The sequence below is a fragment of the Geomonas sp. Red276 genome (assembly GCF_054784495.1).
In genome coordinates this window covers 39,652-61,333 of sequence record NZ_BLXW01000029.1, presented here as the reverse complement: position 1 = coordinate 61,333, position 21,682 = coordinate 39,652, and the positions used below count along the sequence as shown (strand labels likewise).

At 61.9% G+C, this 21,682-nt stretch carries 18 protein-coding genes and 1 pseudogene; 11 read left to right on the top strand and 8 right to left on the bottom strand.

From position 1 onward, the window contains the following. Positions 1–121 (top strand): annotated as a pseudogene (locus tag ACYVL5_RS17680) (IS1595 family transposase); the annotation flags it as partial. Between the two features lie 597 nt (positions 122–718). Here ACYVL5_RS17680 and ACYVL5_RS17675 read toward each other — a convergent pair. Next, a complete protein-coding gene (locus tag ACYVL5_RS17675) occupies positions 719–1,273 on the bottom strand; it encodes a DUF1697 domain-containing protein (protein ID WP_460596898.1) in 555 nt (184 codons plus the stop codon). 134 nt (positions 1,274–1,407) lie between these two features. On the opposite strand from ACYVL5_RS17675, the gene ACYVL5_RS17670 reads away from it, so the two are divergent. From ACYVL5_RS17670 to ACYVL5_RS17650, 5 genes are all read left to right on the top strand, one after another. Further along, entirely contained in the window at positions 1,408–1,653 is a 246-nt protein-coding gene (locus tag ACYVL5_RS17670) for a FitA-like ribbon-helix-helix domain-containing protein (protein ID WP_460596897.1), read from the top strand. Positions 1,654–1,659: 6 nt separating this feature from the next. Then, the gene (locus tag ACYVL5_RS17665; protein ID WP_460596896.1) at positions 1,660–2,091 is read left to right on the top strand and encodes a type II toxin-antitoxin system VapC family toxin; all 432 of its coding nucleotides are present in this window, start codon (positions 1,660–1,662) and stop codon (positions 2,089–2,091) included. 209 nt (positions 2,092–2,300) lie between these two features. Next, positions 2,301–2,576, top strand: a complete 276-nt coding sequence (locus tag ACYVL5_RS17660; RefSeq protein ID WP_460596895.1) for a DUF4160 domain-containing protein — start codon at positions 2,301–2,303, stop codon at positions 2,574–2,576. Further along, complete coding sequence (locus ACYVL5_RS17655) at positions 2,573–3,010, top strand: DUF2442 domain-containing protein (RefSeq protein ID WP_460596894.1); 438 nt, start codon at positions 2,573–2,575, stop codon at positions 3,008–3,010. Before ACYVL5_RS17660 ends, ACYVL5_RS17655 begins: the two co-directional genes overlap by 4 nt. Before the next feature lie 16 nt (positions 3,011–3,026). After that, positions 3,027–3,320 (top strand): helix-turn-helix domain-containing transcriptional regulator, encoded by a 294-nt coding sequence (locus ACYVL5_RS17650; RefSeq protein ID WP_460596893.1) that lies wholly within the window; start codon positions 3,027–3,029, stop codon positions 3,318–3,320. Positions 3,321–3,486: 166 nt separating this feature from the next. On the opposite strand, the gene ACYVL5_RS17645 is transcribed toward ACYVL5_RS17650, so the two are convergent. The 7 genes from ACYVL5_RS17645 to ACYVL5_RS17615 form a co-directional block, all read right to left on the bottom strand. After that, positions 3,487–3,783: a type II toxin-antitoxin system RelE family toxin gene (locus ACYVL5_RS17645; protein ID WP_460596892.1), complete on the bottom strand. Its 297-nt coding sequence runs from the start codon at positions 3,781–3,783 to the stop codon at positions 3,487–3,489. After that, positions 3,770–3,997, bottom strand: a complete 228-nt coding sequence (locus ACYVL5_RS17640; protein ID WP_460596891.1) for a ribbon-helix-helix domain-containing protein — start codon at positions 3,995–3,997, stop codon at positions 3,770–3,772. Before ACYVL5_RS17640 ends, ACYVL5_RS17645 begins: the two co-directional genes overlap by 14 nt. Positions 3,998–5,031: 1,034 nt before the next feature. Continuing rightward, complete coding sequence (locus ACYVL5_RS17635) at positions 5,032–5,520, bottom strand: HyaD/HybD family hydrogenase maturation endopeptidase (protein ID WP_460596890.1); 489 nt, start codon at positions 5,518–5,520, stop codon at positions 5,032–5,034. Positions 5,521–5,528: 8 nt separating this feature from the next. Then, positions 5,529–7,226: a nickel-dependent hydrogenase large subunit gene (locus ACYVL5_RS17630; RefSeq protein WP_460596889.1), complete on the bottom strand. Its 1,698-nt coding sequence runs from the start codon at positions 7,224–7,226 to the stop codon at positions 5,529–5,531. Positions 7,227–7,498: 272 nt separating this feature from the next. Beyond that, positions 7,499–8,701 (bottom strand): polysulfide reductase NrfD family protein, encoded by a 1,203-nt coding sequence (gene nrfD, locus ACYVL5_RS17625; protein ID WP_460596888.1) that lies wholly within the window; start codon positions 8,699–8,701, stop codon positions 7,499–7,501. Beyond that, a complete protein-coding gene (gene hybA / locus ACYVL5_RS17620) occupies positions 8,694–9,767 on the bottom strand; it encodes a hydrogenase 2 operon protein HybA (RefSeq protein ID WP_460596887.1) in 1,074 nt (357 codons plus the stop codon). Before hybA ends, nrfD begins: the two co-directional genes overlap by 8 nt. A gap of 2 nt (positions 9,768–9,769) precedes the next feature. Beyond that, on the bottom strand, positions 9,770–10,927 hold the full coding sequence (locus tag ACYVL5_RS17615) for a hydrogenase small subunit (protein ID WP_460596886.1): 1,158 nt from the start codon (positions 10,925–10,927) through the stop codon (positions 9,770–9,772). Between the two features lie 579 nt (positions 10,928–11,506). On the opposite strand from ACYVL5_RS17615, the gene ACYVL5_RS17610 reads away from it, so the two are divergent. The 5 genes from ACYVL5_RS17610 (at position 11,507) to ACYVL5_RS17590 (ending at position 21,530) form a co-directional block, all read left to right on the top strand. Next, the gene (locus ACYVL5_RS17610) at positions 11,507–16,057 is read left to right on the top strand and encodes a PAS domain S-box protein (RefSeq protein WP_460596885.1); all 4,551 of its coding nucleotides are present in this window, start codon (positions 11,507–11,509) and stop codon (positions 16,055–16,057) included. After that, the gene (locus ACYVL5_RS17605; protein WP_460596884.1) at positions 16,054–16,998 is read left to right on the top strand and encodes a PleD family two-component system response regulator; all 945 of its coding nucleotides are present in this window, start codon (positions 16,054–16,056) and stop codon (positions 16,996–16,998) included. The genes ACYVL5_RS17610 and ACYVL5_RS17605 overlap by 4 nt, the downstream gene beginning before the upstream one ends. A gap of 1,072 nt (positions 16,999–18,070) precedes the next feature. Continuing rightward, positions 18,071–19,729, top strand: a complete 1,659-nt coding sequence (locus tag ACYVL5_RS17600; protein ID WP_460596883.1) for a DUF3373 domain-containing protein — start codon at positions 18,071–18,073, stop codon at positions 19,727–19,729. Positions 19,730–19,805: 76 nt separating this feature from the next. Beyond that, positions 19,806–20,129 (top strand): hypothetical protein, encoded by a 324-nt coding sequence (locus ACYVL5_RS17595; protein ID WP_460596882.1) that lies wholly within the window; start codon positions 19,806–19,808, stop codon positions 20,127–20,129. A gap of 27 nt (positions 20,130–20,156) precedes the next feature. Beyond that, the gene (locus ACYVL5_RS17590) at positions 20,157–21,530 is read left to right on the top strand and encodes a rhodanese-like domain-containing protein (RefSeq protein WP_460596881.1); all 1,374 of its coding nucleotides are present in this window, start codon (positions 20,157–20,159) and stop codon (positions 21,528–21,530) included. Positions 21,531–21,682 lie beyond the last annotated feature (152 nt).

Sequence of the window (21,682 nt, the reverse complement as noted above, 5' to 3'; positions counted from 1 at the left end):
TCAGTACCGCTTTAACCGTCGTTTCGATCTTGCTGCTATGCTTCCCCGCCTCGCTGCTGCCGCTGCCCGGACTGGCAGCCGACCAGAGCGGTGGTTACGCCTAGCGGAAGATTGGCGCTAATCAGGTTCTAATATGAGGGGGGGGGGAATAAAGTAAGGGGTGCTTTAAGTAAAGTAAGGGGCGCTTTAAATAAAGTAAGGGTCGCTTTTGCTAAAACGACCTCTTCGGTAACTAAAAATAGCCACCGGTTTCCTTTTTGCTCCTTGCATTTTCTATTCGCATGGCTTCTTTGGATTGCTGGAGGGGCTACTACTATCGATAGCTGCCCATTTTTTAGCCCACAATACCCACGACACGTGGGGTGAGCCCTTGAAAAGCTAATGAGGCCCGTGAAGTTACTTAAACACGGTCATCATTTACTTAACTACGACCCGCTTTAAATAAAAGCAGGTCTGCTTTTGCTTAAAGTGGGTCCTCTTCGGGAAGCCGGGCCTCCGCCAACGGGGAAAAGGACGCGGAGATTTGTCGCAAGTGGCGCCGGCATTGTATTCCCAGGCCAACCCCTTTAGCGCCCTTCACTTCGCCATGCGCTTTGCCTTGGACTCCCTGGCGTACAAAGCGCGGCGTGACCTGCGGAGCGCCCTGTGCCCTCCAGCCTTCACCGACTCCCGTCAGTCAAGGAGGTCCCATCACCATCCCTTGCCTTCTACTGCGGTCTTATCCGGTTGTCTCAGAGGCATCCGCCAATTCCCTGATCTTGCGTACCGTCTTCCAGTTGCGGTCGGTCATTGCCACCCCGAGCAGCCGCTCGGCGCCCGCCGCCAGCTTCGACCTTCCAACCCCTTCCGGCGCATCGAGGTAGAACACGCCATGGCTGAGGTGGAACCGCTCGCTAGGCGCCCGGAGGGTTTCGAGTTTTTGGAGGTCGGGATGGTCCGGTTGGGAGGCCAGAAAGCCGAAGTGCAGTCGGCTCGTCTCGTCAGCGGCGTCGGGAAAGGGATTGTCGTTGATGGCGCGGTCCAGGTCGTCGAGCCCCATCAGGATGATGGCCGGCTGGAAGCCGTACCCGCTGGCGATCGCTTCCGCCAGTTGACCGGGGAAAGCCGTGCGATCCCGCTGCCCAGGCAGGTCGAAGACCGCGTTCCCGCTTTGGATATAGGTCCTGACCCGGCACGCCCCGAGCTCCTCCAGCAACGCCACCAGGCCCTTCATCGGCAACACATTCCTGCCACCGACATTTATCGCCCTGAACATGGCTACCACGGTTATCATGCTGGCCCTCCCACGAGAAGTTCCCAGGGGGAACGCTTCTGAAATGGAGTCTCCTGTATTGATTGCAATCATTGCAATCGTTGCATTCATCCGTTAGAATGTTGGCTGGTGGCATCAAGACAGGAGGCGCAATTATGGCATCGATCACGATCCGCAATCTTGACAGCGACTTAAAGGCACAATTACGTGTTCGTGCCGCTCAGCATGGCTGCTCTATGGAAGCCGAGGTTCGGAACATCCTTGCCCAGGCATTGGCCCCGGCGAAGGGGGAAAGAAACCTTGGGCTAGCGATTCATGAGCGGTTCGCATCTGTCCCCACGGAATCCTTGCCAATCCCACCACGGCAGGCGGTTCGCACACCACCGGAGTTCGAGGAGTAGTCAAACTTGGCAAACATCATTCTCGATACGAATGTTATTTCGGAATTGATGCGGCAGAAGCCGGATGAAACGGTGCTGGATTGGTTCGCGCACCGGCAAGCTGATGTCTTCTATATCACCGCCATTGTTCAATCCGAAATAGCGCTCGGGATATCGCTGCTGCCTCCTGGGAAGCGCAGAGACGCCTTGGCGGCGGCAGCAGAGGGGATGTTTTCCGACGAATTCGTGGATCGCTGTCTCCCTTTTGACGCCGAATGTGCCGATCTTTATGCCTCAGTAGTCTCCGCAAGCCGTCAGAGCGGAATTTCAATGACGACGGAAGACGCGCAGATTGCAGCCATTGCACTCTCGGTCGGTTATCCCTTGGCCACACGAAACGTCAAGGATTTTCAACACATTTCTGGCTTATCCATTCACGACCCTTGGCGACGCAGTTAATCCCCTCCTCACCTATCCACAACCACATGCCGGTTACCAATCCAGTGCCTAGCTACCAGGTCGGAGCGCCTTGGGGGCAGGACCTTTGTTATTGAAAAATACAAGAGACAAGACCTCCCCGGGCTCTCCGTTCCTCTAATATTCAACAATCAAGCCCCCCCGGACTGTATGGCTGCCAGGGGGTATCACCCTGCACCTCCCACATCTCCATGTTGACGTGGTGTAATTGTTACACTATATTGGGAGCCATGACCACAGCGCACGGAGAGAGCGATTGGAAGATTCGCATCAACGCGGGTGAAGAGCATCCCGTCCCTCACGCGCACATTCTCTTCCGCGATGGTTCGCGGATTTCCGTCGCACTTGAAAGCCTTACCGTACTAGCTGGCGCTGTTCGACCAAGGAGCCGCATGATTCCAGCTGTTGAATGGATAGCCGCACACCGCGAAGAACTGCTTGCCGAATATCGGAGGTTAAACCAATGAGCAAAGCTCCCTTGATTGAATCTGTTCAGGTGACCGGCGTTCACCATCTTGTGATTGGCTGGAGCACAGGCGAAAATTACGATTGTGATCTATCGGATGTGATCAGCCGTCATACCGCCTTAGCTCCGCTTGCAGCTTCTGCCATATTTTCTCAAGTCGTGATCGAAGAATGGGGGCATGGTCTTGATTGGCCGGGTGGCCTTGATATGGGTGCTGACCGCCTTTACCAACTCTGTCGTGAACAAGCAGGCCTGCTTTCTCCTGCCGGCTTTGATGAGTGGATGAAAAAAAACGGGCTTTCGTTGTCTACCGCAGCAGATGCTTTAGGAATGACTCGGAGAATGATCGCACACTACCGTTCCGGCTCAAAGCCGATCCCAAAAACGGTGCAACTCGCCTGTATCGGTTGGGATGCCCTCAACCGCGCCGCATAATTTACAGGAGCAGGTAATGTCCAAGACCAAAACAAGTCGGTATGATGTCGCTGAGCATCTTCGCACTCCGGAAGAAATGGCAGCCTACCTTGAAGCGTGTCTGGAAGAGTCTAATGGCGATGCCGCCTTTGTTGCTAAAGCACTTGGTGACATAGCGCGTGCCAAAGGAATGTCCCAAGTTGCCATCGATACAGGTCTTTCCCGTGAGACTCTTTATAAGGCGCTTTCCGGTGAGCGAATTCCTGGCTTCGATACCATCCTCAAGATCGTAGCGGCACTTGGTCTCAAGCTGCACGCCGAAGCCAGGTAACCCACTCCCTTTAATGTCAGCCCTCCGGCGGCCTTCAACTTCTCCCTCACTCATCTCAGTTCTTTTAACGGGCCCGGCCTTGACCGGCTGCGTCAGCCGTCCGCGTCTAAGGCCGTGGTTCGGCGTTGCCAGTCCCCGCTTTATGCCTCGGACGATTTGTCCCACATTAGGAATGGATTCTTTTCTCAGTCGAAGAGTAGACGTCTTTGCGATGGCATATGGCGAGGACAAGGATTTGCTCTTCCAGGATCTTGAACACCACGCGGTAATCACCGACCCTCATCTTCCAGTATCCCTTGAGGCTCTTCCGCAGTGGCTCTCCGTACTCGTGAGGAGCGATCATTAGACGGGTCTCGATCGCCTTCCTGATCCTGGTTCGCATATCGACGTTGATGTTCGGGATATCCCTCGCCTTCACGTCCGGATGGTAGGAAACTGTGAAAGGGATTTTAGGACCAGACATCATCATGTCCCAAGGCATTTCGGGAGTCGAATTCTGCTTCACGTTCCGCTGCAATTGCGGCGAGCATCCTGTCCTCGCGAATTTCCATGGCTTCCCTGACCAGATCCCGCATCAGCATTGACATGGAAATCCCCTCGTCCTCGGCAAGCTCTTGGACAGCATTGTACAGCGGTCTCTCAAGCACCACATTTATCCTCGGGTTTTTTGCGGGCATGGCAGTTACCTCCTTGCAAAAGTGTATCACTTCTGTGTCACCTTGGTCAAGGTGCCCCCCATGCCGGTGTCAACGGAGGCCTAAAGTTGTCCGCACGTAGGTCGCGTTGAACGGCTTCAGCGTGAGACGCGACATTGCCACAGTTGGCGCAGCGCCGGGTGTCGCGTTTCGTTCCTCAACGCGACCTACGGAACTGAATCATGCTGGCATTCGGTTATCCTTTTGCCTAGATGTCCGCGAACTCTGAAGTCAACTTGTAACGCGCGCGTCATATGGACTTCATAGGGGTATGCTGTCCAGTAATCTGTTTTCTTGACCTCTACCTCGTTCCACGGGACAAACAACGCATGCCTCCGGAAGCCGAATGGCAAGAACCTCATCACCTTTACATACATTCCGGTTTCAGTGAACGCGAAGGTTAGACAAGCAACGAAACGTGCACCGTCGATCAGAGCACTTTGAAATCGCAATTTTTTACCTTGAATTTTGAGCTCAGTCCGATAGGCAGATTGGAGCGGCGACCAAGGGTCCAAATCAGATAAGGTGCTCATCTTCTCTCTTTCTTCCTTTTTGCCAACGAGTCATTCACCGGAAATTGTGGATATCACCCCACTCTGGGTGGAGTGGTTACAAAAGCGAGATACCAGCGTTGGCATAACTTGCTGAATTGGCTAACTACCCGTATGGTGAAATGTTCCATTTGGGGGGATCACCAGAAAACTGGTCATCCCTCCGAGTGGGGCTTTGCTTGCAACTCACGCCAAGAACGCCACCTGATTCCAGGCTGAAAACCGCGGAGATATCCGGCTCGTTCTAAGACAGCTTGACCATCCCAGTCTCAACACCACCATGCTCTATACTCACAGTGTTCCCGTTTTAACTACCAAGGATCCTATGAGCACCATGTCTTCTGAATGGAGGCTGGTGGTTCTGACTTAAATTAGGTGGAACTATATAGAGGTCTTTCACTGTTGTCAAAGGTGAAAGGCATAGACAGGGGCGGCGGCTGAAATATTTGCTTGGTGGCAGGCTGGTTAAGCTTTAGATAGGGGGGGAGGGGAGGCAACTCCGAGGTCGCGAAGCTCGGCAGCCACGAGCTCGGCGACCAGGGATACGCTCTCAGCCACCTTGGGGGTGAGCTCCACCCCCGTCTCGATGGAACAGGGCTCGATGCCGAAGAGGACGACTTTGGCGGGCAGCTCCCCCATCAGCCGCGCGGTGGCTAAGAGGTCGGAGATGCCGAGCTGGTGCGGCGATATCTTTTGCTGGAAGAGGGCCGGTACTGCGTCGCCTTCGTAGCGGGAGACCGCCCCCGCGGGGAGGCCTCCCCTCACTACGTCCAGAAGGATCAAGGCATCTCTCCCCGAGAGGTAGGAGAGGAGCTCGATGCCGCTGGTCCCTCCGTCCAAGACGTGAACGCCGGGGATGGGGAGGAATCGTCTTCCGAATTCCTCCACCACCCGTACTCCTGCTCCTTCGTCCTGAAGGAGCAGGTTGCCGATTCCCATGACCAGTACGTTCATGACGTCTCCTAGCGCGCGGTGACGGTGATCGCGCCCGGGTGCTCCTTGTCCACGAGGTGAATCGCGCACGCGAGGCACGGGTCGAAGGAGTGCACGGTGCGCAGCACCTCCAGGGGCTTTTCTGCCTGCGCGATCGGAGTCCCCTTAAGGGATGCCTCGTACGGCCCCGGCTGGTCCTTGGAGTTTCTCGGGCTCGCGTTCCAGGTGGAAGGAACCACCGCCTGGTAGTTCTTGATCTTGCCGTCTTCGATCACCACCCAGTGGGAAAGCACCCCGCGCGGGGCCTCGTGCATCCCCACTCCCCTGATCTCGCCTTTGGGGAACTCGGGGCGGTTGAAGGTGGCGGTATCCTTGCCGATGTTCTCGATCAGAAGGGTCCACTGCTTCTCCAGGGTCTCGTGCAAAACCGCCGCCCGGATGGCGCGGGCTGCGTGGCGCCCGATGGTGGAGTGAAGGGCGTCGAGGCCGACCGTGGTCCCGGCCAGGGAGCTTACGGTGGAGAGTGCCTTCTCGGCGTGCTTCCTGGTCGGCGCGTGCCCGGCCGCGTAGAGCGCCAGCACGTTGGCCAGAGGCCCCACCTGGGCGGGAGCGCCCTGGAAGGTCGGCGCCTTCACCCACGAGTACTTGCCGTGATCCTGGAAGTCGGTGTACTGCGGCTCGGTCTCCTCCTGCCACGGGTGCCGGTCCCAATCTCCCTGGTACCAGGCGTGTTTGATGCTCTCGTTGACCCCCTCGGCGAAGTACTTGTCGTGGAAGCTCGTGATCGGCTTGAATTGCCCGAGGGCCGCGTTGGGGATGAATCCCCCCGGGAGTTGGAAAACGGTTCCCTTGGAGTCGATGGGGAACTCGGGGACGCTCAGGTAGTTCTTGATCCCCGCCCCGTAGCCGGTCCAGTCGCTGTAGAAGGCGCCGATGGCACAGACGTCGGGGAGATAGACGTTGTTGACGAAATCGCCCACCTCGTCGATCAGGCTCTTCACGTAGAGAAGCCGCTCGACGGAGAGGGTGGAGGGGCTGTCGGTGTTGATCGGGTTGGCCACGCCGCCGACCGCCAGGTTCTGGATGTGCGGGGTCTTGGAGCCGAGGATGGAGATGATCATGTTGGCGCGCCGCTGCACCTCGAGCGCCTGGAGGTAATGGGTGCAGGCCAGAAGGTTCACCTCGGGGGTGAGCTTCATGGCCGGGTGCCCCCAGTAGCCGTTGGCGAAGATGCCGAGCTGGCCGCTGGCCACGAACACCTTCAGCTTTTCCTGGGCCTTGGCGAGCTCCTGGACGCTGTTCAGGTGCCAGCTGGAGATGCCTTGGCCAAGCGCCGCCGCCTTTTTCGGATCCCCCTTCAAGGCCGAGGTAACGTCCACCCAGTCGAGGGCGGAGAGGTGGTAGAAGTGGACGATGTGGTCCTGGATGGCGTGGGCGGCGATCAGCATGTTGCGGATGTACTGGGCGTTGAGCGGGATCTCCAGGTTGAGGGCGTTTTCGACCGCGCGCACGGAGGCGATGGCGTGCACGGTGGTGCAGACGCCGCAGATCCTTTGGGTGAAGAGCCACGCCTCGCGCGGGTCGCGCCCCTTGAGGATGACTTCGATGCCGCGCCACATCTGGCCGGAGGCCCAGGCGTCGGTTACCGTGCCGCCGCTTATCTCGCAATCCACCCTCAGATGTCCTTCTATCCTGGTGACCGGGTCGATCGTTATTCTCGTAGACATGGTGTCCCTCCAGTAATGAATTTTTCTGATCGGCTGCTGGCTCCCCCGAACCCCATCCTCACCCTGTCCCCTTGAAGACATTTACCCTCGCCCCCTTGGGGGAGAGGGTGGCCGGAGGCCGGGTGAGGGAAAATCTTAGAACCTCCCTCACCCCTGCCCCTCTCCCCTAAAGGGGCGAGGGGATATGGATTTGACTGCCCCTTTCCCCTTTAAGGAGAGGGGAAAGGGATTTGGCTGCCCATCTTCCCTTTAGGGTGAGGGGCGATAGCGGGCTAGTGGTGCGTCTCCGGGAAGAGGTTCAGGTACTTCGCACAGAGCTTGAAGCCCAAGATGGCGAAGGCGATCATCCCCATGGTCAACAGGAGCTCCATGGCCGAGGGGAAGTAGTCGGCTCCCATCCGGTTGGCGTAATTGGACATCCCGAAGACCCCGACGTTCAGCCGGTTAAGGAGCACTCCCAGCACCACCAGGATGCTGGCGACGAAGATGGCGTCGAGGTTCCGGCGGCTCTTCTTCCTGATGAGCAGTACCACCGGGATCACCACCCCCACCCCGACCTCCAGCACGTACAAAAGGCCGAGCATCCCGCTGGCGAGGAGGTATCCCACCCCGGGGCCGGTGAAGAGGTGGATGAGCTTCATGACCAGGTAGAGCGACCCCATTACCACCACGCCGCGGGCAAGCCCCTCCAAAACGTCGCGGGGCGGGTTGTGGTTGAACACCTTCCCGGTCAGGATGGTCTCGAAGCAGACCATGGCGAGCCCCATCATGATGGCCGAGACGAGGAACATGTAGGGGATGTAGTGCCCGTACCAAAGCGGCGAGAGCTTGCTCGGGGCGATCAGGTAGACGGCCCCCAGCGATGACTGGTGCAAAAGCGAAAGGAGCACCCCGAAGAGGGCGATCCCCACCATGCAGCGGTTCACCCGCCCCATGGCCCGGCTCCACCCGAGCTTCTCGAAGACCATGGGGCTCGACTCGGTGCCGAGCGTCGTCGTGTAGAGGACCACGTGGATGGCGACGATGAACATGATCGAGTTCACCTGCCACATGACGAGCGGGTGCCAGATGACGAAGGAGCGCCCGATGTCGAGGCAGATGGACATGGCGGCCAGAAGGTAGCCGAAGAAGGCGTTGAGGATGGAGGCGCGGGCGATGCACTTGTACTTCTTCATGTTGAGGATGTAGACCATGGCGGCGATGATGAATCCCCCGGCGGCCATGGCCACTCCGCCCAGGACGTCGAAGGAGATCCAGAGCCCCCACGGCCAGTAGTCGGTCATGTTGGTGGAGGCCCCGAGGCCGAAGGCGATCCGGTAGACGGCCACCGCGATGGCGACCACGATCAGGGCGACCAGCAGCCGGGTGAACGGGGTGTCCATCTTGATCCCGAGGTGCCGGCTGTGGCTGTCGTCCAGGAGCCGGTTGATGGTTCCCCCCACCCTGGCGCCGGCGTATCTCGTGAAGTCAATCATGGCGCCCCTCCTTGGCCGAACGGTTCATGCGGCTCGTGATCTGATGGAGCGCGGTCCCCCCGAGGAAGACCCCGAGAAAGACCCAGGGGATCTTAGCGATGTAGGCCCAGGTCAGGTCGGGGAGGGGAGTTGAGGGGACGTCCTTGTTGAAGCCTAAGAGGTCGAAGGAGATCCCGGAGAGCATCAGGTTCTGGGTCCCTCCCGCCTCGGTGAGCCCGTAGATCCGGTCGGCGTACGCGGTGGAAGGGCGCAGGTTGGTGGCCGTGGAGTTAAGGGTCTGGATCGGGTACTCGTACATGGTCCCCGCTTTCATGGCGAAGCGCTTCTTGGCCTCCTCGCGCAGATCCTTCACCTTGCCGAAGATGGTGGCCCCGGTCGGGCAGGACTCGGCGCATGCGGCGTACTTCCCCTCCTGGTAGCGGTGGCGGCAGAGCTGGCACTTCCTCACCTCGGGCCAGACCGCTCCCCACTCGTAGCGCGGGACGTTGAAAGGGCAGCCGATCTGGCAGTAGCGGCAGCCGATGCAGCGGTAGGCCTCGTAGTAGACGGTGCCGTTTTGGGGATCCTTGCGGAAGGCGCCGGCCGGGCAGACCGAGACGCAGGCGGGGGTGATGCAGTGGAGGCACTGCTGCTTGAAGAAGGCGTGCCCGTTGACCGCGGCGTCCTTCTTCACGCCGGTGCCGTTTTTGTAGACCTTGATGACGCTCAGCGTGCTGCCGGTCAGATCCTGGGTGGCGTCCCAGATCCCCTCGTTCCCCTTGAGCCCCGCCGTCTCGTAGGGGGGGCGCATCGGCTCGTTCTTCTCCGTCTTCGTGCAGAGAAAGGAATCGGCGACCGCCGGGACCAGCCCCTCCTTGTAGAGGGCGCCCCCCGGGACGCTGTTGGCCCTTTTGCAGTTCACCGTGCAGGACTTGCAGCCGATGCAAAGGGTCGCGTCGTAGAGAAGGCCCACCGCCTCGGGGGGGAGCTCCTTGGACATGCGGGCCTGGGCGGCGGGCGCACCGGCGGCCAGGAGGACGCCGCTACCCGCGACCCCTTTCAGGAAATTCCGTCTGCTGATGCTCATGGCTACACCTCCTTGCGGCCGTCACGGTCGGGTCCTTGGGAGGGGGTGTCGCTCGGTGGATGCTCGCGGTTCTTGCCGAGCCCGGTCAGGATGGCCGCGCCGGCCGCACCGGCCACGAGCCCCGCGGTGCCGGCGGCCATGGCCTTCAGGTTCCCCGGGATTCCCGGCTTGTCGGGGAAGGCCTCGCCGAAGAAGGTGGGAGGGGTGAAATCGCGGATGGTGGCCAGCGAATGGAGGGGGGTGGTGAATCCTACCCCCGGCTCTGCGCAGCCAAAGCAGGGATGCCCGGTCCCGACCGGCCAGGCGCCCGCCCCCACGTCGCCATACTGGACCTGGGGGCAGTTGCAGTGGGTCTCGGGCCCCTTGCAGCCGAGCTTGTAGAGGCACCCCCCTTTGCGGTGCATCTCGTCGCCGAACTGCGTGGCGAAGCGCCCGGCGTCGAAGTGGGGGCGCCTCTCGCAGTTCTCGTGGATGAGGCGCGTGTAGGCGAACTTCGGCCTGCCGCGCTCGTCGAGCTCCGGGAGCTTCCGGTAGGTGAGGTAGTAGACCAGGGTGGAGAGGAGGTTGTAGGGGCTAGGCGGGCAGCCGGGTATGGTGACCACCTTCTTCCCGGTGAGGATCTCCGGGATCCCCTTGGCCTTGGTCGGGTTGGGTGCGGCGGCCGCCACTCCCCCCCAGGATGCGCAGGAGCCCATGGCCACGATGGCGGCGGCATGGGGGGCGGTCTCGTTGAGGATCTCGAGGGCGGTCCTGCCGGCGATCTTGCAGTAGATCCCGTTGTCCCTGGTCGGCACCGCCCCGTCCACCACCAGGATGAAGTTCCCCTGGTTGGCCCTGACCGAGGCCTCCTTGGCCGCCTCCGCCTGGTGCCCGGCGGCCGCCGACAGCGTCTCGGAATAGTCGAGCGAGATGAGATCCAGGAGGAGGTGTTCAAGGGTGGGGTGGTTGGCCCGCAAAAGCGATTCTACGCAGCCGGTGCACTCCTGGAAGGAGAGCCAGATGACCGGCGGGCGCTTGATGGTGGCGATGGCTTCGGCGAGCCGGGCCCCCGCCGTCAGGGGAAGCCCCATCCCTACCGCCATCACCGAGCAGAACTTCAGAAACTCCCTTCGCGAAACACCCTCTAGCTTCTGCCTGGCATACTCCGACTCTCCTTTCATGCTCCACCTCCTGGGGAAGATTGGCTGACGGACGTCATCGGTTCATCTGACAGACTGATATTATCTAGTGTTTGACGCGCATGATTAGCTATAGCTAACTACCGCCTTGGTGAATGTCAATACTTCTTCATCAAAAAAATGCGTTCAGTCATGTTCAGGACACCCTTGAGAGGGTGTGATATATTTGGAGCGTGACAAAAACTTACTTTCACTGAATCTGGGATGACTGAAAATAAGCGGGTACAGTCAGTGGAAAAATTTTCAGACAGTGTTATTTTTTTATCCATGGTTCTTTCTGTGGCCCCTGCCAATGCAGCTTCCTGGCCTGACCTGTCAGCGAAAATCAGCATTAATTACGGCGGTCTCTAAATTGCAAACGATGTTTGTAGTAAGTATGCGTTGTTCCATGGTTGTTCCACGGTTTTCGCTTCCGGTGAGCCGCCAATCGGCTCTTGGTGCGGCTTCCCGGACGGAGGGATACCCCTGCGCCAGCGGTCCGCCCTTCGGGTCGCTGTAAAGGAATTTTTGCGGTGACCATGCCTGGTGTCGGTATCCCGACAAAGAGTACGTGAGGGCCTCGTGCCGAAGCAATCACCCACCCCGACATCCTTTTCCTTCCCGATCGGGCTCCGCACGGCCGCGGTGCTCTTGGCCCTGATGGTCCTGCCGCTGGCGGCGGTGGAGCTGACCGAGCAGGCCGAACACGCCCCCCTGCGCGGGCTCTTCTTCCTCGTCCTCACCGCAGTCGTCTGCCTCTACATCTTCCGCGGCTGGCAGCGCCAGGCCGAGGCCAACCGGACCCTGGCCGAGCAGGAGGCGAAGTTCCGCACCATGATGGACTTCACCTACGGCTGGGAGTATTGGCAGGGGTACGACGGGGAGGTGATCTACATGTCCCCCTCCTGCGAGAGGATCACCGGCTACACCCCCGAGGAGTTCGCCGCCGATCCCCGCCTGCTGACCACCATCGTGCACCCCGACGACCAGGATGCCCTGGCCCGCCACGCGGCGGTGGTGGACAGCGCCGAAGAGTGCTCGGTGGAGTTTCGCATCTTCAGAAAGGACGGCGAAGTCCGCTGGATTTCCCACGGCTGCCGCCGGGTCAGCGACCGGGAGGGGATGGTGAACGGCCGCCGGGTCAGCAACTACGACATCACCGACCGAAAAAAGCTGGCGCAGGCGCTGGTCGACTCCCAGCGGCAGACCACCGAGATCATCGATTTTCTTCCCGATGCCACCTTCGTGGTCGACCGGGAGATGAAGGTGATCGCCTGGAACCGCGCCATGGAAAAGGTGACCGGCATCCCCAAGGAGGAGATCCTCGGCCAGGGGGACTACGCCTACACCGTCCCCTTCTACGGCGACCGCCGGCCGCAGCTTTTGGACCTGCTCGACATCGACGACGCCGAGCTCGCCTCCCGCTACCAGAACGTCATCAAGAAGGGGGAGGTCCTCTACGCCGAGGCATTCACCCCGGCGGTCTACCACGGCAGGGGGGCCCACTTCTGGGTCTCCGGCGCGCCCCTCTACAATTCGGCCGGGGAGCGGACCGGGGCCATCGAGGTCTTGCGGGACGTCACCGAGCAGAAAAAGAACGAGGAGGCCCTCAGGGAGAAATCCGCCGAGCTCGACCGCTTCTTCACCCTTTCCCTCGACCTTCTCTGCATCGCCGATCTCAGCGGGAATTTCCGGCGCTTGAACGTCTACTGGGAGAGCGTGCTCGGCTACCCCGTCGAGGAGCTTTTGGCCACCAATTTCATGGAGCTCGTCCATCCCGACGACCGGGTGATCACCATGAACGCCATGGCCGACCTCTCGCTCAACCGGCCGGTCCTCAACTTCATCAACCGCTACTGCTGCAAGGACGGCTCCTACCGCTGGATCGAATGGCGCGCCTACCCCTACGGCGAGCTGATCTACGCCGCCGCCCGCGACGTCACCGAGCGGCGGGTGGCCGAGGAGAAGCTGATCGCCCGCGAGCGCTTCCTGAGGACCCTGACCGACCACGTGCCGGGGATGGTCGGCTACTGGACCGACGACCTGCACTGCGGGTTCGCCAACATCGGCTACCGCGAATGGTTCGGCAAAAGCCCCCACGAGATGCGGGGGATCCACCTGAGGGAGCTCCTGGGGGAGGAGCTCTACCGCAGGAACGAGCCGTACGTCGAGGCGGCCCTCAAGGGGGAGACGGTGCACTTCGAGCGGGCGCTCGTGAAACCCAACGGCGAGATCGGCCATACCTGGGCCCACTACATCCCCGACATCACCGAGGGGGAGGTGCGCGGCTTCTTCGTGCTGATCTCCGACGTGAGCGAGATCAAGAAGGCCGAGATCCAGCTGCGGCAGAACCAGACCCGCCTGGAGAGCCTTTTGGCCATCTCCCAGTACCGCGGCGACGACCCGAGCGAGATCCTCGACCAGGCTTTGAACGAGGCGATCACCTTGACCGCCAGCAAGATCGGCTACGTCTACTACTACGACGAGGAGAGCCGCGAATTCACCCTCAACAGCTGGTCCCACGAGGTGATGAACGAGTGCGGGGTGAGGGACCCCGCCACCCGCTACCGGCTGGAAGAGACCGGCATCTGGGGAGAGGCGGTCCGCCAGGGGCGCCCGATCATGATGAACGACTTCCAGGCATCCCATCCCCTCAAGAAGGGGTACCCGGAGGGGCACGTCCACCTCACCCGCTTCCTCACCATCCCGGTCCTCACCGGCGAGCGGATCGTGGGGGTGGCGGCGGTGGCCAACAAGGAGAGCGATTACGAGCAGACCGACATCCTGCAGCTCACCCTCCTGATGGACGCCGTCTGGAAGATCGTCGACCGCATCAACGCCGAGAAGGCGCTTCGGGAGGCGAAGGAGGCGGCCGAGCTGGCGAGCCTTGCCAAGAGCGAGTTTCTGGCCAACATGAGCCACGAGATCCGCACCCCGATGAACGCCATCACCGGGATGGCCTACCTGGCCCTGCAGACGAGGCTCACCCCCCAGCAGCGCGACTACCTCACCAAGATCTCCCGCTCCTCCGAGACCCTCCTGGCGATCATCAACGACATCCTCGATTTCTCCAAGGTGGAGGCCGGAAAGCTGACCCTGGAGGAGATCCCCTTCGAGCTCGACGAGGTGATCGGCAACGTCGGGACCCTGATCGGAAGAAGTGCGGAGGAGAAGGGGGTGGAGGTGCTGTTGTCGCTGCCGGCCGACCGGCAGCTGGTGCTTTTTGGGGATCCCCTGCGGCTTGGCCAGGTGCTCGGCAACCTCGCCTCCAACGCGGTGAAGTTCACCGAAAAGGGGGAGGTGGTGATCTCCGTGCGGCAGGCGGGAGAGGTGGCGGGGGGAAAGATCCCCCTCGCCTTCTCGGTGAGCGATACCGGCATCGGCCTCACCGAGGAGCAACGGGCGCGGATCTGCGAGCCTTTCTCGCAGGCCGACAGCTCCATCACCAGGAAGTACGGGGGGACCGGGCTCGGGCTCGCCATCGTCACCCGGCTGCTGTCGCTTATGGGAAGCGAGCTAAAGGTGGAGAGCGAGCCGGGTAACGGGAGCTCCTTCTCCTTCACCCTCACCCTCGGGGTGGCCGAGGCGCGTCCGGCGCCGGGAACCGCGCAGCGCCGCGAGCTCTCCGGCAGGCGCGCCCTGGTGGTGGACGACAACGAGGTCTCCCGCAAGATCCTCGCCAACCTCCTCTCCTCCTTCTCCTGCCGGGTCACCGCCGCCGGCTCGGGGGGAGAGGCGATCGCCGAGCTTGGCCGCGCCGCCGCCGCGGGGGAGGAGCCGTACGACCTCGTGATACTGGACTGGCGGATGCCGGAGATGGACGGGCTGGAGGTCTTGAGAAGGATACGGGGGGAGGCGGCCCTGCCGCAGCCGGCCGCGGCCATCATGGTCACCGCCTTCGGCAACGAGGATCTCAGGCGGGAGGTGACGGCGCTCCCCAAGGCCGCCTTCCTGACCAAACCGGTGCAGGGATCGGTCCTCTTCGAGACGCTCGGCAGGCTCCTCGGCCTCCCCGAGCAGGCGCTCGAGCGTCGTCCGGTGCGGCCGCTGCCGCGGGCGAGGCGGGGGAGCCTGCCGGGGACCCGGGTTCTCATCGTGGAGGACAACGTCATCAACCAGCAGGTGGCGCGGGAGCTCGTGGAGATGGCGGGGGGCGTGGTGGAGATCGCCGGGGACGGGGCCTCCGCGGTCGAGGCGGTCCGCTTGCGGCAGTTCGACCTCGTGCTGATGGACATCCAGATGCCGGGGCTGGACGGCTACCAGGTAACCAGGATGATCAGGGAGTTCGCCGGCGCCGACGAGCTTCCCATCATCGCCATGACCGCCCACGCCCTGGCCGAGGAACGGGCCAAGTCCCTGGCGGCGGGGATGAACGACCATCTGGCCAAGCCGATCGATCCCCGCGAGCTCACCTCGTTGCTCCTTAAGTGGGCTCCCCGCCGGCGGACGGCAGGGGAGGGGGGGGCGGCGCAGGAGGTGCCGGAGTTGCCGGGGAAGGGAATCCTCTCCCCCGAGCTCCCCGGCATCGACATCCATTCCGCCCTCGAGCGCCTGGGGGGAAACGCCCGCCTCCTCGCCTCGCTCCTCGAGATGTTCAGCCGCCAAAACGTCAGCACGGTGGAGCGGATGCGGCAGATGGTGGAGGATGGAGATGACGAGGAGATCCGCTCCCTGGCCCACGCCGTGAAGGGGACCGCCGGCAATATCGGCGCCCTGCGGGTGGCCGAGGCGGCGCGGACCATCGAGCAGGAGCTGGACATGGGGACGATGGCGGGGGAGGGGGGCGCGGTGCTGCTCGGGTCGCTCTCCCGCGCGCTGGAGGAGGTGGCCGCCGCGGTCCGCCTGTTGCCGCAGGAGGCGGGTGAAGGGGCGGGGGACTTTTCCGGGGAAGAGGGGGCGCGGGTGAGGGTCGAGGGGCTGGTCGGCGAGCTGGCAGGCCAGCTGAACCTCAACCGGATGGAGGCCCGCCGGACCTTCGCCTCCCTCAAGGAGCTCCTTCCCGCGGGGAGGAGGCTCGAGTCCCTCGAACAAAGCCTGCATGCGCTTGATTTCAAGAAGGCCCTCGGAGAGTTGGAAAGCCTGGCCCGGGAGCTCAAGATCCGCTACGACGGCGCAGCGAGGGAGGAACCATGATAAATCGCCCCGGAGACCGCCCCACCATCCTGGTGGTGGACGACATGCCCGTCAACATCGCCATCCTGACCGAGGCGCTGGAGAACGACTACCACATAAGCTTTGCCACCGACGGCCGCGAGGCGCTGGAGCTCGCCGAACGGCTGCTGCCGGACCTGATCCTTTTGGACGTCATGATGCCGGACATGAGCGGGCTCGAGGTCTGCGAGGAGCTCAAGGAGGATCCCCTCCTGAAGGAGATCCCGGTCATCTTCCTCACCGGCCTCTCCGAGCAGGAGCACGAGATCGCCGGCCTCACGGCGGGGGCGGTCGATTACATCACCAAGCCGTTCCACCCCCAGGTGGTCCGCCTGCGGGTCGCCACCCAGCTGGAGCTCAAACGGCTCCGGGAAAAGTATGCGCAGCTTGCCCTTCTGGACGGGCTGACCGGGATCCCCAACCGGCGCGCCTTCGACGATCATCTCCACCGCGAATGGCTCCGCCTGGAGCGCTCCAAGGGGGAGCTCACCCTGCTTCTCATGGACATCGACCATTTCAAGCTCTACAACGATTCGCTTGGGCACCTGGAAGGGGACGAGTGCCTGCGCCAGGTCGCCCACGCGATCCACGATTCGCTCAGGGGGACCGACTTCGCCGCCCGCTTCGGCGGGGAGGAGTTCGCCTGCGTGCTCCACGGCGCAGGCCACGACGGGGCGGAGGTGACCGCGGAACGGATCAGAAGCGGCATCCAGGCCCTGGGCATTCCCCACCCCGCCTCTCCGACCGCGCGGGTCATCACGGTCAGCATCGGCGGCGCCACGCTCATCCCGAGCCGGGAGTACTTCCCGGAACGGCTGGTGAACCTGGCCGACCAGATGCTCTACTGCGCGAAGCAGGCCGGACGCAACCTCGTGAAGCTGATGCCGGAAGGGCACGGGGCCGGCGACGGCTGCCCGCGGTAACTTCGCGGCCGGCTCACCCTCCTCCGGCAACCTTCTCCCGTGGGCTCTGTGGACTCTGTGGACTCTGTGGACTCTGTGGACTCTGTGGACTCTGTGGACTCTGTGGACTCTGTGGACTCTGTGGACTCTGTGGACTCTGTGGACTCTGTGGACTCTGTGGACTCTGTGGACTCTGTGGACTCTGTGGACTCCCGGCGACTCCCCTTGACCTTACCGGAATAATTCTGCTTGTAATATATTCAAAAAGACATATACTGGGGCCGCGTACCGGTTCAGTCAGGGGGCCGGCCCCCCGGAGCGGGAGAGGCCGACGAAAGCGGGCACCCAAGGGGGCCCGCGCCTGTTTCCTGGCGGCCCTTCCCACCAGTCGACGAGAGGGAAAACGCCGGTACCGAGGGAGGTTCAGGTGAAGATCTTTGTCGCAGTAACCATACTGGTCTGGCTGGTGGTCGCGGTGATCGCCTTCCTCTGCCGTTCCAGCGAGGGCGGGCAGTGCATGTTCAGGAAGAGGTGACCCCGCCGGCTCGATGAGCGGAAAATTCATTAAGTAGTTGACTAAAATGGTGCGTGTTTCCCCCGGCTGTTTCTCCCTCTCCTATTCCTCCCTGTGTCATCCCCTTCCTCCCCGAGGGGCGATTCCCGAGCCGAAAAAACTCTCCGTGATATGACCGTGCCATCCCGCCATATGGCAAGAGTGCCCTGGCCGCCCGCGAGCTAAACGGCGGGAATCAGGGAAAAGCGGCGGCTTGGCTTGATAGTTGCTAGATGTGGTACAGACGTTTTTTTAGTAAAGTTCACGACTTTTATGCCGATACGGCAAAATGAAAGGCGAGGTGGATGTGCATCTCATTAAGAATGACGCTTAACCTCCCTTTTTTTCGGCGCATTACATCGTATTATTGGAATATTTCGGTAGATTGTTTATACGATTGATTCACAATTTATTCTAATTAATATAGCGATCCGCTCTGGATCATCGGGAGTATTAACCGAGTAAAATTGTGACGTTTTAACATATTGCGGTGGCAGCAGCGGAAAATGTGTGGCAGCAAGACAAAACAAGGAGGGAACAGTGAACAGAGTTGAAAAAGGATTTCTGTCGGGAGCGCTGTTGATGTCCCTGGTTGCCCCAACCTGTGCGTTGGCGGACGATCAGAATCTTCAGCTCAAGGTTGACGAGTTGACCAGGAAGGTGGAGCGGCTGGAGGACCGGTCGCTCAGCAAGTGGCTGCAGGTGGGGGGCGATTACCGCTTCAGGATCGACTCCCTGTGGGGCCGGACCGTCGCCTACACCGACGCCAACGGCACCTTCTCCAACGCCGAGGCCCAGATGAACGCCGGGTTTCTCAACAACCCCGCCGGCTTCGGCCCGCAGGTGGCGGCCTTCCAGAACTTCGTCACCCAGATGAGGGGGACCACCACCTTCACCGGCGCCCAGCAGTTCCTGGGCAATCCCACCAACCAGGCGATGCTCGGCGGCCTGCAGAACTTCGCGGTGGCCGTCCCGGCCTACAAGCCCAACAACGACACCCTCTACACCAACCGCCTCGGCCTTAACCTCCACGCCAAGGCGACCGAGAACGTCACCGTCAACGTCCGCCTGCTGGCCTACAAGGTCTTCGGCTCCCAGGACGAAAGCTCCATCACCAACAACGGGGCGACCCCCTTCTTCGCCGACCGCGTCGGAGTCTTCGACGGCACCCTGAGCCGCGTTCCCTCGTCCAGCCTCTTGAACGTCGACCGCGCCTACGCCACCTGGTCCAACATCGCCGACCAGCCGATCTGGTTCTCGGTCGGCCGCCGTCCTTCCACCGAAGGGGCCCCCTCCAACGTCCGCCTGAACAACGAGCGTCCCGGTAACGGCGGCACCCCGGCCCTTTTGGTCGACTACGCCTTCGACGGCATGACCCTGGGGTACGCCCCCGACATCGAGGCGCTCCCCGGCGCCTACGCCAAGGTCTGCTACGGCCGCGGCTTCGAGTCCGGCTTCGAGAACACCGGCAACAGCCTGCGCGACACCGACATGCTCGGCGTAGCCCTCATCCCGGTCGACACCGATCCCCTGAGGGTCTGGCTGCAGTGGAACCGCGGCTTCAACATCTTCGACTTCCCGGCCATGAAGAACACCGCCTTCGGCGATACCGCCCCCTCCGTGGAACTGGGCGACATCGACTGGTACGGCGCCGGTGCCATGAGCACGCTGAAGAACATCGGCCCGGGCAAGCTCAACTTCTTCGCCGACGCCGGCCTGAGCATCACCCACCCGAACAACAACGTCTCCTCCAACGCCGGCTTCCAGGGGCTTTTGACCGGTAACTTCTTCAACCCCGAGGCCCCCAACGACAAGACCGGCTGGGCCGTCTACCTGGGCGCCCGCTACGACTACGAGCCGACCAAGACCAAGGTGGGCCTCGAGTTCAACCACGGCTCCAAGAACTGGATCCCCTTCGATCCGGCCGCCGACGACATGTGGACCTCCAAGCTCGGTACCCGCGGCAACGTCTACGAGGCTTACCTGATCCAGGAGCTCAACCTGAAGCCGATTTCCAGCTACCTCTCCAAGGCCTTCTTCAGGCTCGGCATGCAGTACTACGACTTCGAGTACACCGGCAGCAACAACTGGGTCGGTGCCCCGATCAAGATCTCCGACGTGAAGCAGACCAGCATGCTGATGCTGACCCCGCTCTCCGTCGCCCGCGACATCTACGCAACCTTCGACGTCAAGTTCTAAGATCCAAGAGGCAACCCGCGCCGGGCACTTTGGGTGCCCGGCGCACAACCGAAGCAAGTCGCAAAAGGAGTGTCACATGAAGAACAAAAGGAATCTGCTGGTAATCTGCGCTGCCCTGCTCCTCTCCATCTTTGCCTTCTCCTTCACTGCCCACGCCGAAGAGGTCAAGATGGTCGGCACCCTCTCCAAGATCACCCTGGCCGCCGACGGCAAATCCGCCACCGCCGTCCTCAAGGACACCAAGACCGGCGAATCGGTCACCATCCTGGTCACCGACGACCTGACCCTGGACAAGTTCAAGGACAAGCGGATCGTGGAAGGGGACGAGATCCGTTGCAAGTTCGACAAGCAGACCGACAAAAACAGCAGCAAGATCTTCAAGAAGACGGCAGGATGCTAACGGCGGTCCAGGGATAAGGAGAAAATGATGTTCAAGATAACGTTTCCCCTCATGGTACTGGCGACGGCACTGACCGTTTCGGCCGCAAGCGGCGCCGGTCTGCCGTCCCAGGGGACACCCTTTGTCAAGGGGTGCACCGGCTGCCATAAGGCCGAACCGAACACCCTCTTCGGCTACTTCGACAGCGTCGCCTTCAAGTCGGCCACCCTCCAGCTGCGCGGGGACAGCTCCGTGGAGCTCGTGAAGTTCGACGAGGACGAGATCAAGTACCTGACCGCGGCCGGCAAGAAGATGGACGGCGACGGGCTCCACAAGACCAAGAAGGGGCAGGCGCTGAAGGTGGTCTACACCGAGCAGGGCGGGGTGAAGACCGCCGTCTCGGTGGTCGAGAAGCCGGAGGTGAAGGTTCCCGCCGATCAGCTCATCTCCACCGCCGAGGTGGCCAAGCTGGCCGGCAAGAAGGGGACCGTGCTGGCGGACTGCCGTCCGTCCGCCGCCTTTTTGGCCGGTGCCCTGCCGGGCGCGGTGAGCGCCCCCTTCGACCCCGCCGCCCCCGCGCTGACCGGGCTCCCGGCCGACAAGGGGACCGCAGTAATCTTCTACGGCGCCGATTCCTTCAGCTTCGAGAGCCTGGCCGCCGCCGAAAAGGCGAGGAAAGAGGGATACACGAGCGTCAAGATCTACCGTGACGGCGTGGCCGGCTGGTCCGCCGCCAACGCCTTGGCCCTCTCCCCCCGCGGCCTCAAGGAGGCCTGGATCGACCAGCACAACCCGGCCATCATCCTCGATGCGCGCGCCGCCAAGGCTGCCGCCAAGGGGCACATCGCGGGTGCCGTTTCCTTCCCCGCCGCCGCCGCGGCCAGGCTCGTCAAGGGGCTCCCCGACGCGGAGAAGAATCCCGCGGTGGTGGTCTACGGCGCCGGCCCCGGCAAGGATGCCGCCAAGGTCGCCAAGACGCTCGCCAAGGCGGGGTACGCCAACGTCCGGGTGCTGACCGGCGGCTACGGCGCCTGGAAGAAGGCGGGGTACCGGATCGCCTCCGGCAAGCTTGCCGCCAAGGCCACCTACGTCGCCAAGCCGCGCACCGGCGAGATCCCGCTCGACACCTTCAAGAGCTACCTCGCCGCCACCCCGGCCGACGTGGTCATCATCGATGTCCGCAACGCCGACGAGACCAAGGCCGGGATGTTCAAGGGGGCCAAGAACGTCCCGCAGCAGGAAATCGCCAGCCGTCTGGCCGAGATCCCCAAGGACAAGAAGATCGTCACCCACTGCGCCACCGGGGTGCGTGCCGAGATGGCCTACCACCTGCTTAAGAAGCTCGGCTACCAGTCGGTCTGCTTCCTCAATGCCAAAGTTGAGTTCGACAAAAACGGCGCCTACACCTTCAAGAAGGAGTAGGAAGGAGCACGGGGAGAGGCCGGACTGCGTTCTATATATTCAGTGTTCGCTATATTCGGTTTCTTCGCCTGTCCCCGCCCATCCATACATCAGCGGCCGGGCGCCCCTTTGAGCGGGCGCCCGGCCGGTACCGAGATCCACGAGGTGACATG

Coding starts and splice junctions, on each gene's coding strand:
- ACYVL5_RS17630 (WP_460596889.1), bottom strand. CDS start 7,226: ATGTCTACGAGAATAACGATCGACCCGGTCACCAGGATAGAAGGACAT.
- ACYVL5_RS17605 (WP_460596884.1), top strand. CDS start 16,054: ATGATAAATCGCCCCGGAGACCGCCCCACCATCCTGGTGGTGGACGAC.
- ACYVL5_RS17640 (WP_460596891.1), bottom strand. CDS start 3,997: ATGCCCGCAAAAAACCCGAGGATAAATGTGGTGCTTGAGAGACCGCTG.
- ACYVL5_RS17675 (WP_460596898.1), bottom strand. CDS start 1,273: ATGATAACCGTGGTAGCCATGTTCAGGGCGATAAATGTCGGTGGCAGG.
- ACYVL5_RS17635 (WP_460596890.1), bottom strand. CDS start 5,520: ATGAACGTACTGGTCATGGGAATCGGCAACCTGCTCCTTCAGGACGAA.
- ACYVL5_RS17595 (WP_460596882.1), top strand. CDS start 19,806: ATGAAGAACAAAAGGAATCTGCTGGTAATCTGCGCTGCCCTGCTCCTC.
- ACYVL5_RS17615 (WP_460596886.1), bottom strand. CDS start 10,927: ATGAAAGGAGAGTCGGAGTATGCCAGGCAGAAGCTAGAGGGTGTTTCG.
- ACYVL5_RS17670 (WP_460596897.1), top strand. CDS start 1,408: ATGGCATCGATCACGATCCGCAATCTTGACAGCGACTTAAAGGCACAA.
- ACYVL5_RS17650 (WP_460596893.1), top strand. CDS start 3,027: ATGTCCAAGACCAAAACAAGTCGGTATGATGTCGCTGAGCATCTTCGC.
- nrfD (WP_460596888.1), bottom strand. CDS start 8,701: ATGATTGACTTCACGAGATACGCCGGCGCCAGGGTGGGGGGAACCATC.
- ACYVL5_RS17655 (WP_460596894.1), top strand. CDS start 2,573: ATGAGCAAAGCTCCCTTGATTGAATCTGTTCAGGTGACCGGCGTTCAC.
- hybA (WP_460596887.1), bottom strand. CDS start 9,767: ATGAGCATCAGCAGACGGAATTTCCTGAAAGGGGTCGCGGGTAGCGGC.
- ACYVL5_RS17645 (WP_460596892.1), bottom strand. CDS start 3,783: ATGTCTGGTCCTAAAATCCCTTTCACAGTTTCCTACCATCCGGACGTG.
- ACYVL5_RS17590 (WP_460596881.1), top strand. CDS start 20,157: ATGTTCAAGATAACGTTTCCCCTCATGGTACTGGCGACGGCACTGACC.
- ACYVL5_RS17660 (WP_460596895.1), top strand. CDS start 2,301: ATGTTGACGTGGTGTAATTGTTACACTATATTGGGAGCCATGACCACA.